General features: G+C 71.1%; 14 protein-coding genes. 9 read left to right on the forward strand and 5 right to left on the reverse strand.

All coding sequences use genetic code 11. From position 1 onward, the window contains the following. Positions 1 to 153: 153 nt before the first annotated feature. Positions 154 to 687 carry an NUDIX hydrolase gene (locus ACGFWJ_RS35465; RefSeq protein ID WP_392956827.1) on the reverse strand — a complete coding sequence of 178 codons (534 nt, stop codon included), beginning with the start codon at positions 685 to 687 and terminating at the stop codon, positions 154 to 156. A 117-nt stretch (positions 688 to 804) separates the two neighbouring features. On the opposite strand from ACGFWJ_RS35465, the gene ACGFWJ_RS35470 reads away from it, so the two are divergent. Further along, positions 805 to 1,137 carry a hypothetical protein gene (locus ACGFWJ_RS35470; protein ID WP_392956828.1) on the forward strand — a complete coding sequence of 111 codons (333 nt, stop codon included), beginning with the start codon at positions 805 to 807 and terminating at the stop codon, positions 1,135 to 1,137. 75 nt (positions 1,138 to 1,212) lie between these two features. Continuing rightward, on the forward strand, positions 1,213 to 2,481 hold the full coding sequence (locus ACGFWJ_RS35475; RefSeq protein WP_392956829.1) for a serine hydrolase domain-containing protein: 1,269 nt from the start codon (positions 1,213 to 1,215) through the stop codon (positions 2,479 to 2,481). Here ACGFWJ_RS35475 and ACGFWJ_RS35480 read toward each other — a convergent pair. Together ACGFWJ_RS35480 and ACGFWJ_RS35485 are read right to left on the reverse strand one after the other, a co-directional pair. Next, a complete protein-coding gene (locus ACGFWJ_RS35480; RefSeq protein WP_392956830.1) occupies positions 2,453 to 2,779 on the reverse strand; it encodes a nuclear transport factor 2 family protein in 327 nt (108 codons plus the stop codon). The two genes, ACGFWJ_RS35475 and ACGFWJ_RS35480, sit on opposite strands and share 29 nt — an antisense overlap. Positions 2,780 to 3,025: 246 nt before the next feature. Further along, a complete protein-coding gene (locus tag ACGFWJ_RS35485) occupies positions 3,026 to 4,069 on the reverse strand; it encodes a hypothetical protein (protein ID WP_392956832.1) in 1,044 nt (347 codons plus the stop codon). 273 nt (positions 4,070 to 4,342) lie between these two features. Between ACGFWJ_RS35485 and ACGFWJ_RS35490 the strand changes: the two genes are divergently transcribed. From ACGFWJ_RS35490 to ACGFWJ_RS35520, 7 genes are all read left to right on the forward strand, one after another. Further along, a complete protein-coding gene (locus tag ACGFWJ_RS35490; protein WP_392956834.1) occupies positions 4,343 to 7,297 on the forward strand; it encodes an ATP-binding protein in 2,955 nt (984 codons plus the stop codon). Positions 7,298 to 7,391: 94 nt separating this feature from the next. After that, positions 7,392 to 8,462 (forward strand): aldose epimerase family protein, encoded by a 1,071-nt coding sequence (locus tag ACGFWJ_RS35495; protein WP_392956836.1) that lies wholly within the window; start codon positions 7,392 to 7,394, stop codon positions 8,460 to 8,462. A gap of 313 nt (positions 8,463 to 8,775) precedes the next feature. Then, positions 8,776 to 10,053 (forward strand): extracellular solute-binding protein, encoded by a 1,278-nt coding sequence (locus ACGFWJ_RS35500; RefSeq protein WP_387645081.1) that lies wholly within the window; start codon positions 8,776 to 8,778, stop codon positions 10,051 to 10,053. A gap of 115 nt (positions 10,054 to 10,168) precedes the next feature. Then, positions 10,169 to 11,119 carry a carbohydrate ABC transporter permease gene (locus ACGFWJ_RS35505; RefSeq protein WP_387645079.1) on the forward strand — a complete coding sequence of 317 codons (951 nt, stop codon included), beginning with the start codon at positions 10,169 to 10,171 and terminating at the stop codon, positions 11,117 to 11,119. A 62-nt stretch (positions 11,120 to 11,181) separates the two neighbouring features. Further along, entirely contained in the window at positions 11,182 to 12,093 is a 912-nt protein-coding gene (locus tag ACGFWJ_RS35510; RefSeq protein ID WP_387645947.1) for a sugar ABC transporter permease, read from the forward strand. Between the two features lie 37 nt (positions 12,094 to 12,130). Then, a complete protein-coding gene (locus tag ACGFWJ_RS35515; protein ID WP_392956839.1) occupies positions 12,131 to 13,849 on the forward strand; it encodes a glycoside hydrolase family 13 protein in 1,719 nt (572 codons plus the stop codon). A gap of 25 nt (positions 13,850 to 13,874) precedes the next feature. Then, the gene (locus ACGFWJ_RS35520) at positions 13,875 to 14,897 is read left to right on the forward strand and encodes a LacI family DNA-binding transcriptional regulator (RefSeq protein WP_387645074.1); all 1,023 of its coding nucleotides are present in this window, start codon (positions 13,875 to 13,877) and stop codon (positions 14,895 to 14,897) included. 60 nt (positions 14,898 to 14,957) lie between these two features. Here ACGFWJ_RS35520 and ACGFWJ_RS35525 read toward each other — a convergent pair whose 3' ends face one another. Further along, entirely contained in the window at positions 14,958 to 16,871 is a 1,914-nt protein-coding gene (locus ACGFWJ_RS35525; RefSeq protein WP_392956840.1) for an AMP-dependent synthetase/ligase, read from the reverse strand. Positions 16,872 to 16,987: 116 nt separating this feature from the next. Next, entirely contained in the window at positions 16,988 to 17,188 is a 201-nt protein-coding gene (locus ACGFWJ_RS35530) for a hypothetical protein (RefSeq protein ID WP_392956841.1), read from the reverse strand. Positions 17,189 to 17,298: the final 110 nt, after the last annotated feature.

The following is a 17,298-nucleotide window of genomic DNA, read 5'->3' on the forward strand; positions in this document are numbered from 1 at the left end:
CCACGACCGGGCCGGCCCGGCGTCGTCCTGGTCGGACCGACCAAGACCACCCCGACTCGCCAAAAATCAACCTAAATCACCGGTATTGCATCTAGTTCGTCGGGGTGGCGCGGGACAGCGTGGACGGGGGGTGGACGGGCGTCGACAGGGAGGTCAGCGGCCGGTGCGCTGTTCCAGGTAGCGGCGCCAGGCCTCCCGGCCGTCGGGGACGAACTCCCAGGTGGTGAGGCGGTCGTTGAGTTCGTCCTCGGTGAGCCAGGTGTACCAGGCGACTTCCTCGGCCTGCGGGTCGACCGGGCCGTCCCATTCGGCCTCGTGGACGTCGGACCACCAGCTGAACCGCTCGCCGTCGGTGTAGCGGAAGCGGAACAGCGGGCGGGTGCGGATGCCGGTGACGCCGAGTTCTTCCTCGGCCTCGCGGACGGCGGCGTCCAGGTAGCTCTCGCCGGCGCCGACCACGCCGCCGACGAAGCAGTCGTGGGCGCCGGGGGCGAACGCCTTGGTGTCGGTGCGGCGGTGGGTGAAGATCCGGCCCTGCGGGTCGCGGACCAGTACGAAGACGCAGCGGTGCAGCAGGTTGTCGCGGTAGACCTCGGAGCGGGGCGCGGTGCGCAGCACCCGGTCGTGTTCGTCGACCACGTCGACGAGTTCGTCCAGCGGACCGGGGTCGGGGGAGGGAGTGGTCATGCCCGCCATTCTGGCCCCGGGGAGGCAGGTATCACCCGAAAGAGTTGGTATACGGAGTGGGGGAGTTGGGCAATTCAGTTGTTGTCGGGGGGTCAGTTACTGCTGGTTGGAGGGGTGTTGAGGAACCGTGTTGTTGTTCTGTCCGTCGCTGCCGCCTTGTTGGGGCTCGGCACGGCGCTGCCCGTCGCGGCCGCGTCGGCGCCCGCCGCCGTCCGCTCGGGGCTGGACTGCACCACCTGGGTGCACGAGAACGACCCGCTGACCGGAGGAGTGCTCTGCACCAACAACACGGGCGCGCCGATCGCCTTCCACGCGGACATCGTGTGCGGTCTCGCGCCGGACGTCTCGGGCACCTCGGTGACGGCCCAGCCCGGCCAGACCCAGGAGTCGGCGGGCCACTGCGCCTTCTACTCCTCCGGGATCGGTCACATCGGTTGGACGGTGGAGTAGCCGATGGAGTAAGGGAGAGCCGGCTGCTGATGGGCCCCGCCGCAGGTCACTGGGGGCGGTGTCTAAGGTGGGCGGGTGGAGATCCAGGGGTTCACGGCGGACGGGTTCGAGCCGGTCAGGGCGGCCTTCGAGGGCAACTTCCGGCAGTACGGGGAGTTGGGTGCGGCGTTCGCGCTGTACCTGGACGGCCGGAAGGTGGTCGACCTGTGGGGCGGTGACGCGCGTCCGGAGGTGGGTGCGAGGCCCGCGCCGGCGGTGCGGTGGGAGGCCGGTAGCGCGCAGGTGCTGCGGTCGGTCACCAAGGGGCTGACGGCTGCCTCCGCGCTGCTGCTGGCGCAGCGCGGGCTGCTCGACCTGGACGCCCCGGTGTCCGCTTACTGGCCGGAGTTCAAGCAGGCCGGGAAGGAGCGGATTCCGGTGCGCTGGCTGCTGTCGCACCAGGCCGGGCTGCCCGCGTTGGACGTGCCGCTGCGGATCGAGGACGTGCTGGCGTGGGATCCGGCCGCGGCGGCCGTCGCCGCGCAGGCGCCGGCCTGGGAGCCGGGCACCGCGCACGGCTACCACCCGCTGACGTTCGGCTGGTTGGTGGGCGAGGTGGTGCGGCGGGCCGGTGGCCGCAGTGTCGGCCGGTACTTCGCGGAGGAGATCGCCGCCCCGCTCGGCCTGGACCTGTGGATCGGCCTGCCCGCCACCGAGTCCGGCCGGGTCGGGCGGCTGGTCGACCTGCCCGTGCCGGAGGAGGCCAAGGCCGGGCCGGGCGGGATGCGGATACGCCCCAAGCAGTCGGTGGTGGACGCCTACCGGGACCCGCGCTCGCTGACCGCTCGTTCGTTCGGCTCGATGCGCAGCAGCGTGGACCTGAACGACCCGGCGGTGCAGGCCGTGGAGGTGCCGGGCGCGGGCGGTATCGGTACCGCCCGGTCGCTGGCCCGGTTCTACGCGTCGCTGATCGGCGCCGCCGACCAGGCGGATGCGCCCGGGCAGCGGCTGCCCGCGCTGTTCGAGCCGGCCACCCTGGCCGAGGCGGCGGGGCCCTCGGTGCACGGGCCGGACCAGGTGCTGATCGTCAACACCACGTTCGGCCAGGGCTTCTTCCGGCACAGCGGCAGCTCGCCGATGGCGTCCCCGGCGAGCTTCGGGCACCCGGGCCGCGGCGGTTCGCTGGGCTTCGCCGACCCTGAGCTGGGCATCGGCTTCGGCTACGTCACCAACGGCATGCAGCCGGGCGTCACCGGGGACATCCGCTCGCGGGCGCTGATCACGGCCGCCCGGCAGTGCCTGGAGGGCCGGGGCCGAGCGGGCGCCGGTTGGGCGGTCAGGCCTGGCCGGTCTCGAAGCGGCTGACCCGGCCGTCGGGGGAGACGGTGAACCGCCAGGCGGTGCGCATCTCGCCCCAGGTGTCGTTGCGGTAATCGGCGACCAGGGCGCGGCCGCCCGACTTCTCGGTCTGCACCTCGATGTGGCCGTGCGAGGAGAAGATCTCCCGGTCCGCCCAGTCCGCCAGGTCGCGGTCGGCGCCGTCGTCGGACATCGTGGCGTCGTCGGTGAGGGCGGCGAAGAAGGCGTCCCGGTTGCCCGAGTTGACGGCGCCGAGCAGGCGGCGCACGGCCGGGTCGGAGAGCTTGTCGACGGCGATGGTCATGAGGGTTCACTCCTTGACGGTGGGATCAGGCCCGACGGGTCGGACATTGACCCGACGTGACCACGCCGGGCGGTCGTCCGCCAGCCTTTCTGGGCCGGTCGGAGCCGGTGTGCCACCGCTGCGGGCACGCTTCGGAGCCGGGCGCGTGGCGCGGGCCGGGGCCGTGGGAGTGGTGTGATGTGATGTCCGGATGGGCGGGTTCGTGCCGCGGATCGGGGAGGCTTCCGATGATCCGTCAGCGGGTGGTCACCACAGCTGCTCCCACCACCAGGCGATCTCGGGGTAGGGCGGCGGGGTGAGCCGGCCGTCGGCGGGGCGTTCGGCGCGTTCGGCCACCGGGGAGACGCCCGGTACGTGCGTGGTGTAGCGGGCGGAGGTGAGTCCCCACTCCAGGTTTCCGCTCACCAGGTTGGACAACTGCTCGATGTAGCGGCGCAGTTCGGGCCCGGCGCGGCGGGAGGCGCGGTCCGCCAGGCGGAGGAACAGGCACATGGTGCGGTCGTGCAGGGCGGCGGCCTCGATCAGGGCCTGGTCCCGTTTGCAGCCCATATGTCGTTCCAGGGGGTGGACGATGTTGCTGTCCAAGTCTCCCTGGCTGTCCTCGCGGCTGTACGAGTAGACGTCCGCGGAGATCAGCACCAGGAACTTGGCGGCTTCGGTGAGTGCGTGCACCCGCGGCGAGTCCAGCTGGGACTGCGGGACGGCGGTGCGCTCGCAGACCTCGATGATCTCGATGCAGGAGCGGCTGCCGCGGTCCAGCGGGCCGATCGTCAGGTACTCGGACATGGACATCGTCCGCCCCTGGGAGCGGTAGGCCGCGACGGTGGCGGCGCCCATGAAGGACTCCAACTGGCTGTCCGCCCAACGCTTCACGGCGACCGCGGGGGCCCAGTCCCGGGCCCGGCGGAACACGTCGCGCACCGAAGCGACGTAGATGTCCGATTCCTCCGGGTGGGAGGGCGTCGAGTTGATAACCGCCAGTAATGTGGCTGCTATCGTGAGTACACGGGAAGGGTCCCGGCTCAGTCTGCCGGTGTCCCACTCGTCGTCGAGCATGAGCATGCTGCACAGCCACTGTGAGACCAGTTCCAGCCCCGTGATGCCCTCGGCGTCCTTGGCGATCCGGCAGACGAACTCGTGTGCACCGATGGCCAGAAGGCGGCGGCGGCGTTCCGCGTCCCCCGTGAATCCCATTGCGTCGAGCCAGAGTTCGGTGGTCTTGCCGACCTCCTCGTGCGCGGGATGCAGGGCCGAGGGGATGGGGCAGAAGAGCGGCGGTATGGCAGCCAACGTTTCTCCAGAGCGGCCTGATGTGCTGGTGCGTCAAGTCGGTCGGGCTTGCGCCCGGCGTCGGTCTTCCCTCGCCGGGATCGAGTACACCTGGGAAACCGGAAAGAGTTAACCATGACGAATCACCAGAAATTGACGCCTGCAAGGTAGTTGCTCCTGACCAGGCAATCTGGCCCCCGTCAGGTCCACGGCCTGCGGGAACGCCGCCCAGGCGGCCCTTGACGGCGCTATGGTCGGAAGCGAGTGCCGGGAAGGCGAGTCGGAAGGACGGACGTGGCCGAAGATCAGAGCGGGCCGCAGGCATCGGCGGCCGGCGAGGGGAAGACCGCCCAGCGGCTGTGGGAGCGCGAGAAGGAACTCGCCTCCGCCGAACAGGCCGTGGACAAGCTGTGCCGGGAGTTCGCCGCGGGCGGCACCAAGATCGGTGAACTGCTGCTGTTCTCCGGTCCGGCCGGTATGGGCAAGACCACGATGCTCGAACAGGTGCGCCGGATCGCCGGAGCCCGCAAGGACCCCACCGTACTGTTCGCCCGGGGCGGCGAACGGCAGAAGCACGAACCGTTCCGCGTCCTGCGGCAACTACTTCAGCCCGTCCTCGGCAGTCTCGACCCGGACGAGCGCACCGAGGTGTTCGGCAACTGGTACAACATCGTCGCGCCGGCTGTCGGCCTGGCCCCGCCGCCCGACGCGGTCGAGCGGATCGACCCGCTCGGCGTGCACGACGGCCTGGACTTCGTCATCACCCAACTCGCGCCCCGGCGTGCCCCGTTGGTCGTGGTGATCGACGACCTGCACGTGGTCGACCAGGAGTCGCTGACCTGGCTGGCCTCGTTCGCGGTACGCGCCCGGGAACTCCCGGTGCTGCTGGTCTTCGCCTACCGCCACGAGTTCGACGAGGCGGCCCGGCCGCTCGTCCTGCAGATCCAGGAACGTGCCGAGCGTCGGCACGACCTGATGCCGCTCAACCCGCTGTCGACCGCCGAGATCGTGCACAACGAGTTCGCCGAGGCCGACGACGCGTTCTGCCGCCAGGTGTGGGCCGTCACCGCCGGCGCCCCGTTCGACACCGTCGCGCTGCTGCGCGAGGTGCGCGACCAGAACCTCGAACCCGTCGAGGAGAACTCGCCCCGGCTGCGCGACCTCGCCGCGGCCGCCCGGGGCCAGGGCCGCGACTACTGGCTCGACAAACTCGGCCCGACCGTCCTCCAGTTCGCCTGGGCCGCCGCGCTGCTCGACACCGACATCGACGAGGACCTGGCCGCCGCGATCTGCGCCCAGGGCCCGGGGCAGACCGCCCAGTCGGTCCGCGAACTGCGCCGGACCCGGGTGCTCACCACCCAACCCAACGGCAGGCTGGAGTTCGTCCACCCGCTGATCGCCACCTCGATCTACCAGTCGATCCCGGAGGCCACCCGGGCCGGCATGCACGGCGTCGCCGCCACCGCGATCGAGGCCCAGGGCGGCTCGCTGCTCGCCGCCTCCCGCCACCTGCTGGAGACCCTCCCCGGCGAGGGCGACGACGCGATGGTCCGCAAACTGCGCCGGGCCGCCGCCGAGAACCTCGCCATCGGCGCCCCCGAAGCCGCCCGCCGCTGCCTGGAACGCGCCCTCGCCGAACCACCGGACGAGGACTACCGCGCCGAGGTGCTGTACGAACTCGGCAGCGCCGCACTGCTCACCGACCCCGAGGCCACCGCCAACCAACTGCGCCGCGCACTCGACATCGAGGACGGCCTCAACGCCGACCTGCGGGTCGAGGCGGTGTTCCGACTGTCCGAGGTGATCGCCCACGGCGGCGACCTGAACGGCGCCGCCCGGCTCTGCCTGACCGAGGCCGAGAACACCACCGAAGGCCTCGGCCGGGTCCGGCTGCTGACCGCCCACCTGCTGTACACCGCCCTGCGGCGCGACGAGGACAACGGCCCCGAGCGGGCCCGCAAGGTCGCCGAACTCGCCGCCCAGGTCGAGGAGGAGAGCGAGGCCTCCCGGCCGGTGCGCGCCCTGCACGCCTGGGACCTCACCCTCAAGGGCGGCCCCAGCGCCGAGGCACTGCGGGCCGCCGAGGACGCGCTGGTCAACGGACGGCTGTCGCGCAGCCTCGGCTGGACCAACACCACCTGGAACTTCGAACTGCCCGCGCTGCTCGGCCTGTGCTTCGCCTACAACGACGAACTCGCCCGCGCCGAAAAGCTGTTCAGCTCCGCCATCCTGGAGTTCGAGATCGCCGGGTGGAGCGGCGCGCACCGCGGCTTCGCCTACTTCCTGATGGGCTTCGCCCGGCTGCGCCGCGGCTTCCTCCCGGAGGCCGAGGACTTCCTGCGCCGGGGCCTGCGGATCGCCGACCGGATGGGCACCGGGCTGCCGTTGCAGTGGAACCTGGTCGGCTCGCTGATCGACACCCTGCTGGCCCGCGGCCGTGACCGGGAGGCCTGGGAGGTCGCGCAGCGGTACCGGTTCTCGCCGCCGTACCACCAGACCGCGCTGGTGCTGCCCGATGTCGCCACCATCTACGGCAAGTTGCTGATCTCCCGCGGCGACTACGACATGGCCGTCGAGGTGCTCGCCGAGACCGGCATGCGGCTGGACAAGCGCGGCTGGCGCTCCACCGTGCACGCGCCGTGGGCCGGTTACCTGGCCGTGGCGATGGCGCACCGGGATCTGCCGTCCGCACGGAAGAACGGCGACGACGCGGTGGCCCGGGCCCGGGAGTCCGGTTCGCCGTCGGCGATCGGCAGCGCGCTGCGGCTGGCCGCCAGTGTGTGGGAGGGGCCGCACGCCGTCGAGCTGCTCCAGGAGGCGGTCGGCTGCCTCGGCCGCTCCCCGGCCAGTTACGAGCACGCGCACGCGCTGGTCGACCTCGGCGCCGCCCTGGTGCAGGTCGGCCGCAGCCTGGAGGCCGCCGAACACCTCTACCAGGGAATGGAGTTGGCCAAGCACTGCGGGGCCGACGGTCTGGAGGTGCGGGCCCGCAACGTGCTGTCCGCGTCCGGCCTGCAGCCCAACCGGACGCTGGTGCCGAACAAGGTCAACCTCAACCCGCAGGAGCTGGAGGTCGCCGAACTGGCGGCGCTGGCCCTGCCGCCGCAGCGGATCGCCGAACGGCTGAAGCTGCCGGTGTCGGTGGTCAAGCAGCGGCTGGCCGCCGTGCACCGCAAGCTCGGCACCGGACCGGACGGTCTCGCCGACGCGCTCGGCCTGCCCAGCGGCGGCCCCGGGCAGCCCGGCTGACGGACGTTCCGGCGCGCGGGAGCGGGTCACCGCCCCGTGCGCCGGGCCCCGCTACGCTGGCCGAAAAGGGTGATCACGAACCAAGGAGCAGCCCATGACCGCGCCGGACCGGCCCGCCGAGGTGCACCGGGCACCGTACGACCTGTCGGGGGCCGGCATGGGCTTGGAACGGTGGACGCTGCGCTCCGACCTGATCGAGGCCACCGTCATCACGCTGGGCGCGGCGCTGCACACCCTGACCGCGCCGGACCGGGACGGCACGCCCGCCCAGGTGCTGCTGACCACCGAGGACGTCGGCACGCTGCTCGGCCCGGCCAAGCACTACGGCGTCACCGTCGGCCGGTACGCCAACCGGATCGCCGACAGCCGGATCACCCTGGACGGCGAGGTCCACCCGCTGCTGCCCACCGGACACGGCGTCACCCTGCACGGCGGCCCCGACTCGTTCTCGCACCGGGTGTGGGAGGCCGAGGAGATCCCCGGCGGGGTGCGGATGCACCTGCACTCGCCGGACGGCGACCAGGGCTTCCCCGGCGCGCTGGACGTCTGGACGGACTTCACGCTGAGCGGAGCCGAACTGACCATCTCCTACCGGGCCGTCACCACCAGGCCCACGGTGGTCAACCTCACCAACCACGCCTACTTCAACCTGGCCGGCGAGGGCCGCGGCGACGTGCTCGGCCACCTGCTGACCATCGACGCGGACGCCATCACGCCGGCCGACGAGCGGCAGATCCCGTACGGCCCGTACGAGCCGGTGGCGGGCACCGCGTTCGACTTCACCACGGCCCGGCCGATCGGCGAGGGCCTGGCGGAGGGGCACCCGCAGCTGAAGCAGTCGCGCGGGTACGACCACAACTGGGTGCTGCGCGAGCGCCCCGCGGACGGGCCGCCGGTGCGGGCGGCGCTGCTGGCCGACCCGGGCAGTGGGCGGACGCTGGAGGTGCTGACCACCGAGCCGGGGTTGCAGGTGTACACGGCGAACGGTTTCGACGGCAGCGTCACCGGCCCGTCCGGTACGGCGTACGGCCCGTTCGCCGGCGTCGCGCTGGAGACCCAGCACCACCCGGATTCGCCGCACCAGCCGTCCTATCCGTCGACCGAACTGCGGCCGGGGCAGGAGTTCCGCTCCAGCACGGTGCTGCGACTGGGCACCTCCGGCTGAGTCCAGGAGCTGTATCGAGAAGGGCCCCGGGAGCTGTCCCGGGGCCCTTTTTCGCTGCTCAGCGGCGGTGGGGGTGCAAGGAGTTTCCGCAAGGCCACGGATGGTCAAGACGCGCGGCGGCAACACTGAGGACACGTCGATGTAACGATCGCCGGTAACTTGCAGAAACTTGCTGCAAGACCTTTCAGGCGTGCTCGCCGCGCTGTTACGTTCCTGCTCAAGCCCGACGGCCTGCGACGGTGCGGTCGGCCCGGACAGCCATTATGCGCCGTCCTCCCCCCACTCGGGCACCCTCATCTTTCTAGGAGTTTCCATGCGGCGTGGTATCGCGGCCTCCGCTCTCGTTGCGGCTCTTGCGGTCACTCTTGCAGCGTGCGGCAGCAGCGGCTCCGGCTCGGACGCCAAGAGCGACGGACCGGTCACCATCACCTACTGGGACACCTCGAACGCCACCAATGAGGCGCCGAACTACCAGGAACTGGTCAAGAAGTTCGAGGCCGCGAACCCGAACATCAAGGTCAAGTTCGAGAACGTGCCGTTCGACCAGGCGCAGACCAAGCTGCAGACCGCGATGGGTGCCAAGGGTGCGCCGGACGCCTTCCGCTCCGAGGTCGGCTGGACCTCCGCCTTCGCCAAGGCCGGCTACCTGGAGCCGCTGGACGGCACCCCGGCGCTGACCGACGCCGCCGCCTTCCAGCCGTCGCTGATCCAGCAGGCCAAGTACGCGGGCAAGACCTACGGTGTCCCGCTGGTCACCGACACCCTCGCGCTGATGTACAACAAGGAGCTGTTCGCCAAGGCCGGCATCGCCGCCGCGCCGACCACCTGGGACGAGCTGAAGGCCGACGCCGCCCAGCTGAAGGAGAAGGCGGGCGTCGACGGCTTCTGGCTGAAGGCCGGCGACGGCTACTACGCCATGCCGTTCCTGTACGGCGAGGGCACCAACATGGTGGACGCCGCAGGCAAGAAGGTCACCGTCAACTCGCCCGAGGCGGTGAAGGCGATCGAGACCTACAAGACGATGTTCACCTCGCCCGGCACCGCGAAGGCCGACGTCACCACCGACGCCTACGCGCACATGATGGACGCCTTCAACAACGGCAAGGTCGCGGCGATCATCCAGGGTCCGTGGGAGGTCACCAACATCTACAAGGGCGCCTCCTTCGCCGACAAGAAGAACCTCGGCATCGCCGCCGTCCCGAACGGCTCCGCCAAGGGCGGCGCCCCGACCGGTGGCCACAACGTCTCGGTCTACGCCGGCTCCGACGCCGCCCACAAGGCCGCCGCCGAGAAGCTCGCCGCGTTCCTGACCTCCGCCGAGAGCCAGACCTTCCTCGCGCTGAAGAACGGCACCCTGCCCACCCGCAGCGACGCCTACACCGCCGAGGTCAAGGCCAACCCGGGCATCGCCGACTTCCAGGCGATCCTGGCCTCCGCCCAGCCGCGCCCCGAACTGCCCGAGTACGCCTCGCTGTTCGGCTCCTTCGGCACCAACCTCGGCAAGATCGTCCAGGGCCAGTCCGACACCAAGGCCGGCCTGGACGCCACCGCCACCGACTACGCGAAGCTCCTGCCGGACTTCAAGAAGTAAGTCGGAACCAGGCTCGCCCGGCCCACACCTGACGGTGGGCCGGGCGCCCGCCGTCACACCACACAGCACCAGTCGCCGAGGCAGGCGGCGGACCTCCCGGAGAAGGTGTCAACCCATGGCAGTTGCGGTCGTTCAGCGCATCAAGCTGTCGTACTCGAAGTACTGGTACGCGTACGCGATGGTCGCGCCGGTCGTGATCGTCCTCGGGGTGCTGGTCGGCTACCCGCTGGTCCGCGGCTTCTACCTGACCCTGACCAACGCCACCAGCCTCAACGTGGGCCGCCAGATCGGCGTCAACCACATACCCGACAGCTTCGACTTCGTCGGCCTCGACAACTACGCGGACGTGCTGTGGGGGCCGACGTCGTACGACCGGTTCTGGTCGCACTTCGTCTGGACCGTCATCTGGACCGCGGTCTGCGTGTTCCTGCACTACAGCATCGGCCTGGGCCTGGCGATGCTGCTCAACCGCAAGATGCGCGGCCGCAGCGTCTACCGGCTGATCCTGATCCTGCCCTGGGCGGTGCCGACCTTCGTCACCGTCTTCTCCTGGCGGCTGATGCTCGCCGACGGCGGCGCCGTCAACGGCCTGCTGTCGATGCTGCACCTGCCCGAACCCGGCTGGCTGTCCGACCCGTTGGCGCAGAAGTTCGCCGCGATCCTGGTCAACACCTGGGTCGGCGTGCCGTTCATGATGATCTCGCTGCTCGGCGGACTCCAGTCGATCCCGGCCGAGCTGTACGAGGCCGCCGAGATGGACGGCGCCAGCGCCTGGCAGCGGTTCCGCTACGTCACCCTGCCCGGCCTGCGGACCGTCTCCTCCACCGTCGTGCTGCTCGGCGTGATCTGGACCTTCAACCAGTTCGCCATCATCTACCTGCTGTTCGGCTCCGGCGCCCCCGACGCGCAGATCCTGGTCACCTGGGCCTTCCGCCTCGGCTTCGGCCAGCAGCCCTCGGACTACGCGCAGTCGGCGACCTACGGAATCCTGCTGCTCTCCATCCTGATCGTCTTCACCGGCTTCTACCGCCGCTGGACGGCCCGGGTCGAGAAGGCCAACGGATGAGCGCCGACGCCCGTACGGGAACCGACCCCCAGCCCAAGGACCAGGACCAGGCAGGTAGCCCCATGACACTCACCGCCGACCGCCCCGCCGACCGCCCCGCCGCCGACGCGAAGCCCGCCGGACGACCCGTCAAGGTCCGGCTGCGCGGCGAGTCCTCGCCGCTGGCCACCGTGCTCTCGCACGGCACCCTGATCGTCGCCAGCCTGATCGCCCTGTTCCCGGTGCTGTACATCGCGTACATCTCGCTGGGCCCGGACGACATGGACTACCTGCACCCGGCGAAGATCATGGACAAGGCCACCCTGGCCAACTACGGCCGGGTGCTGGGCGACACCGGCTTCCTCACCTGGTTCGGCAACTCGGCCATCGTGGCCGGCGGCACCACCCTGATCGGCGTGCTGATCGCCGCCACCACCGGCTACGCGGTCTCCCGGATGCGCTTCCCCGGCTACCGCCCGCTGATGTGGGCCCTGCTGGTCACCCAGATGTTCCCGATCGCCGTGCTGATCGTGCCGATGTACTACATCCTGTCCAGCCTTCAGATGCTGGACAGTTACACCGGCCTGATCCTGGTCTACTCCACCACCACGGTGCCGTACTGCGCCTGGCTGCTGAAGGGCTACTTCGACACCATCCCGGTGGAGATCGACGAGGCCGGCCGGGTCGACGGACTGTCGCCGTTCGGCGCCTTCTGGCGGCTGGTCCTGCCGCTGGCCCGCCCGGGCCTGGCGGTGGCCGCGTTCTACTCCTTCCTCACCGCGTGGGGCGAGGTCGCCTTCGCCTCCACCTTCATGCTCTCGTCCAGCAAGTACACGCTGGCGGTCGGCCTCGCCTCGTTCGTCAGCGAGCACGACCACCAGTGGCAGCTGATGGCCGCCACCTCGGTGCTCATCGCCATCCCCGCCGCGGTCGTCTTCTACCTGGTGCAGCGTCACCTGGTGACCGGCCTGACGGCCGGCGCGGCGAAGTCCTGACCCTCCGTTTCCACAGCACCCAAGGGATGACTGTCCTATGACCCAGAACCTGGCCGACGCCTCCCGGCCCGCCGCTGTTCCCGTCGCTCGGACGACTGCTGCGACCACCGGGGCCTCCAGAGGCGGCTGGTGGCGGGACGCGGTCATCTACCAGGTGTACCCGCGCAGTTTCGCCGACGGCAACGGGGACGGCATGGGCGACCTGCCCGGCATCCGCAGCCGGCTGCCCTACCTGCGCGACCTCGGGGTGGACGCGGTGTGGCTGTCGCCGTTCTACGCCTCCCCGCAGGCCGACGCCGGGTACGACGTCGCCGACTACCGCGCCGTCGACCCGATGTTCGGCACCCTGCTGGACGCCGACGGGCTGATCCGCGACGCCCACCAGCTGGGCCTGCGGATCATCGTCGACCTGGTCCCCAACCACTCCTCCGACCAGCACGAGTGGTTCCAGCGCGCGCTGCGCGAGGGCCCCGGCACCCCGCTGCGCGAGCGCTACCACTTCCGGCCCGGCAAGGGCGAGAACGGTGAACTCCCGCCCAACGACTGGGAGTCCATCTTCGGCGGCCCCGCCTGGACCCGCAGCGACAACCCCGACGGCACCCCCGGCGAGTGGTACCTGCACCTGTTCGCCCCGGAGCAGCCCGACTTCAACTGGGACAGCCCCGCGGTCGCCGACGAGTTCCGCTCCATCCTGCGGTTCTGGCTCGACATGGGCGTCGACGGCTTCCGGATCGACGTCGCCCACGGCCTGGTCAAGGCCCCTGGCCTGCCCGACCTCGGCGGCCATGACCAGCTGAAGCTGCTCGGCAACGACGTCATGCCGTTCTTCGACCAGGACGGCGTGCACGCCATCTACCGCAGCTGGCGCAAGATCCTCGACGAGTACCCCGGCGACCGGATCGGCGTCGCCGAGGCCTGGACCCCGACCGTCCAGCGCACCGCCAACTACGTCCGCCCCGACGAGCTGCACCAGGCGTTCAACTTCCAGTACCTGGGCACCGACTGGGACGCGGCGAAGCTGCGCGAGGTGATCGACCTCTCGCTCGACTCGATGCGGCCCGTGCAGGCCCCCACCACCTGGGTGCTGTCCAACCACGACGTCACCCGGCACGCCACCCGGTTCGCCAACGAGCCCGGCCTCGGCACCCAGATCCGCACCCCCGGCGACCGCCCGCTCGGCCTGCGCCGGGCCCGCGCCGCCACCCTGCTGATGCTCGCGCTGCCCGGCTCCGCGTACATCTACCAGGGCGAGGAACTCGGCCTTCCCGACGTCACCGACCTGCCCGACGAGGTCCGCCAGGACCCGTCGTTCTTCCGGCAGGCCGGGCAGGACGGCTACCGCGACGGCTGCCGGGTCCCCATCCCGTGGTCCGGCACCGAGGCGCCGTACGGCTTCGGCCCGGTGGCCGGCGGCCCGAGCTGGCTGCCGCAGCCCGCCGACTGGGCCGAACTCTCGGTAGAGGTCCAGACCGGTGACCCGACCTCGACGCTGGAGCTGTACCGCTCCGCGCTGGCCGTCCGCCGCGAACAGCCCGCGCTCGGCGCCGGCACCGAGGTCGAGTGGCTGGACGCCCCCGAAGGCGTGCTGATGTTCCGTCGCGAGGCGGCCGAAGGGTCGTTCGTGTGCACCGTGAACATCACCGTGGAGAGCGTGACCATTCCGGCGCCCGGCCGGCTGCTGCTGTCCTCGGCCGCCACGGTGGAATCCGAGCACACCGAACTCCCGGCCGACAGCACCGCATGGTGGGCGGTCTGAGGTGGTTGCAATAGGCTCTGGGCTCGTGACTACAGCGCGACTCTCCGACATCGCGGCGCAGGCGGGGGTCAGCGAAGCCACCGTCAGCCGCGTACTCAACGGTAAGGCGGGCGTCTCCGCGACCACCAGGCAGACCGTACTGGCCGCGCTGGACGTGCTCGGCTACGAACGGCCCACCCGGCTGCGCCAGCGCAGCGCCGGGCTGATCGGCCTGATCACCCCCGAGCTCAGCAACCCGATCTTCCCCGCGCTCGCCCAGGTCATCGAACAGGTGCTCAGCCGGCACGGCTTCACGCCGGTGCTGTGCACCCAGACCCCGGGCGGCTCCACCGAGGACGAACTCGTCGAGATGCTGGTGGAACGCGGCGTGGCCGGCATCGTGTTCGTCTCCGGACTGCACGCCGACACCACCGCCGACCACGACCGGTACGCCAAACTCTCCGGCCGCCAGGTCCCGTTCGTGCTGATCAACGGCTACAGCGAGAAGATCGCCGCACCGTTCATCTCCCCGGACGACCGGGCCGCGATGTGGATGGCCGTCCAGCACCTCGTCGAACTCGGCCACGAACGGATCGGGCTGGCAGTCGGTCAGAAGCGGTTCGTCCCCGTGCTGCGCAAGATCGAGGGCTTCACCGCCGCGCTCCAGCAGCTCACCGGGCGCACCGCCGAAGAGGCCGGGGAGCTGATCCACCACACCCTGTTCAGCGTCGAGGGCGGGCACGCCGCCGCCCAGGCACTGCTCGACAAGGGCTGCACGGCGATCGTCTGCGGCTCGGACATGATGGCGCTCGGCGCGATCCGCGCGGTGCGCCGGCGGGGCCTGTCGGTGCCGCAGGACGTCTCGGTGGTCGGGTTCGACGACTCGCCGTTGATAGCGTTCACCGAACCGCCGCTGACCACCGTGCGCCAGCCGGTCGAGGCGATGGCCACCGCCGCGGTCGACGCCCTGCTGGAGGAGGTCGGCGGGAACCCGGCGCAGCGCTCGGAGTTCATGTTCCAGCCGGAGCTGGTGATGCGGGGCTCGACCGGGTCGGGTCCGCGCAACTGATCGGTGTTTCAAGGCATTTGCGGCCCTCGCTCCTCGGCGGAGCGGGGGCCGCAGGCGCGTTCAGCTGTAGAGCTGCTCGATGTCGCGGCGGTAGGCGGTGCTGACGGCCTGCCGGCGGACCTTCAGGGACGGGGTGAGCAGGCCGCGTTCCTCGGTGAAGTCGCCGCCGACCACGCGCACCCGGCGGATCGACTCGGCGCGCGAGACGGTCGAGTTGACGGCCTGCACCGCCTCGGCGAGCGCGGCCAGGACGGCGGGGTGAACGGGGACGGCGCTGGTCACGTCCTGGGCTTTCGTGGTGGCCGGCGGGCGCTGCTGCAGGAAGTGCTCCACTGCCTCCGGGTCCAGGGTGAGCAGCGCGCCCACGTACGGGCGGTCGTTGCCGACCACCAGGGCCTGGCTGATCAGCGGGTGGGCGCGCAGGCGGTCCTCCAGCGGGCCGGGGGACACGTTCTTGCCGCCGGAGGTCACCAGGATCTCCTTCTTGCGGCCGGTGATGGTCAGGTAGCCGTCCTCGTCGAGCCGGCCCAGGTCGCCGGTGGCGAACCAGTGTTCCCGTTCGGGTATTGGTGCGCCCAACTCGTAGTAGCCGTCGAAGATTTGGGGCCCGCTCAGGAACACCTCGCCGTCCTCGGCGATCCGCACCGCGCTGCCCGGCACCGGCGGCCCGACGGTGCCCGGGCGCGGACGCAGCGGCGGGTTCACGGTGGACGGGCCGGTGGTCTCGGTCAGCCCGTAGCCCTCGTACACCAGCACGCCCGCGCCGGCGAAGAACAGCAGCAGCTCCGGGTCGATCGAGGAGCCGCCGCTGATCGCGTACCGGATCCGGCCGCCCATCGCCTGCCGCACCCGGCGGTACACCAGGGCGTCGTACAGGCCGTGCGCCAGCCGCAGCGACAGCGGGGCGCGGTCGCCCCCGCCGTCCAGCGCGGCCAGTTCGGCGCGGGCGTAGCGCTTCGCGACCTCGGCCGCCCGGTCGAAGACCCGCACCGCGCCCTTCGCCTGCGCCTCGGCCCGGCCCAACTGGTGGATCTTCTCGAACAGGTAGGGCACGCCGACCAGGAAGGTGGCGCCGAACTCGGCCAGGTCGGGCCGGAGTTCGGCGGGCTTCAGGGACGGGCTGTGACCGAACCGGATCCGGCCGAACACGCACGTCACCTGGATCATCCGGCCCAACACGTGCGCCAGCGGCAGGAACAGCAGGGTGGACGGCGTCTCCCCGGTCGCCGCGGTGAACACCGGCTCCAGCAGGGCGTGGCAATTCGCCGCCTCGGTGAGGAAGTTGGCGTGGGTGAGCAGGCAGCCCTTGGGGCGACCGGTGGTGCCGGAGGTGTAGATCAGGGTGGCCTCGCTGTCCGGGCCGAGAGCCGCCCGCCGCTTCTCCAACTCCCCGGCGGGCACCGCCTTTCCGAGCTCACCGAGGGCCTCGACGGCGTTCTCGTCCAACCGCCAGAGCGGCACCGTGCCGCCGGTGCGGGCGATCGCCGTGGTCAACACCTCGGCGGTGTCGGCGTCCTCCGCGACCGCCAGGGCCGCGCCGGAGTCCCGGACGATCCACTCGGCCTGCTCGACCGAGGAAGTCGGGTACACCGGCACCAGGGACGCGCCGGCCGCCCAGGCCGCGAAGTCCAGCAGCGTCCACTCGTAGCGGGTGCGCGACATCAGCACGATCCGCCCGCCCGGGCGCACCCCCACGGCGATCAGCCCGCGGGCGGTCGCCGCCACCTCGTCGGCGAACTGACGTGCCGTCACATGCTGCCAGCCGCCTGCGGGTTGACGTCTGGTGAGCACCTCGGCGGCCGGGGCTTCGGCGGCGTTGCGGAACGGCAGGTCGGCGAGGCTGCCGGAGTCCGGCGGCGGGACGAGGTGCGGGGTGCGGGCCTCGACCACCCGCCCGTCGGAGTGCAGGACTTCGACGGGCGCGCGGTCGCGCAGGTGCTCGGCGCGGGCGGCACGGGCGAGGGGGTGTGCCATCAGCGAACTCCCTTGGGTGGGGTGGGGTTCGCCCAGGGTAGGGACTCCGCCGCGAACTTACTAGACGGTAAGTTCCTTGACAGTGACGGGTGTTGGGCTCGCTTCGGCCGCTGCGTTCAGCCCTCTTCGACGGCCGGGGCCGGGCCGGTGAAGCGCTCGCCGTCCCGGCTGCCGCCGGTGCGGGCCTGGGTGCGACGGCCGGTGGACAGGTAGTCGCGCACCAGCAGCTCCACCGCGTCCTGCGGGCTGCTCACTCCGAGGCGCATCATCGCCTCCAGCGCGAGGTCCGCGTCCAGCGTGATCGTCACCTTCGCCATCGCACCGCTCCAGGGGCTCGGGACTGCTTCCGGTCTTCGGCGTTCGGCGTTCGGCGTTCGGCGTTCGGCCTTCGGCGTTCGGCCTTCGGCGTTCGGCGTTCGGCGTTCGG

The organism is Kitasatospora sp. NPDC048407, assembly GCF_043200475.1.
Lineage (GTDB): Bacteria > Actinomycetota > Actinomycetes > Streptomycetales > Streptomycetaceae > Kitasatospora.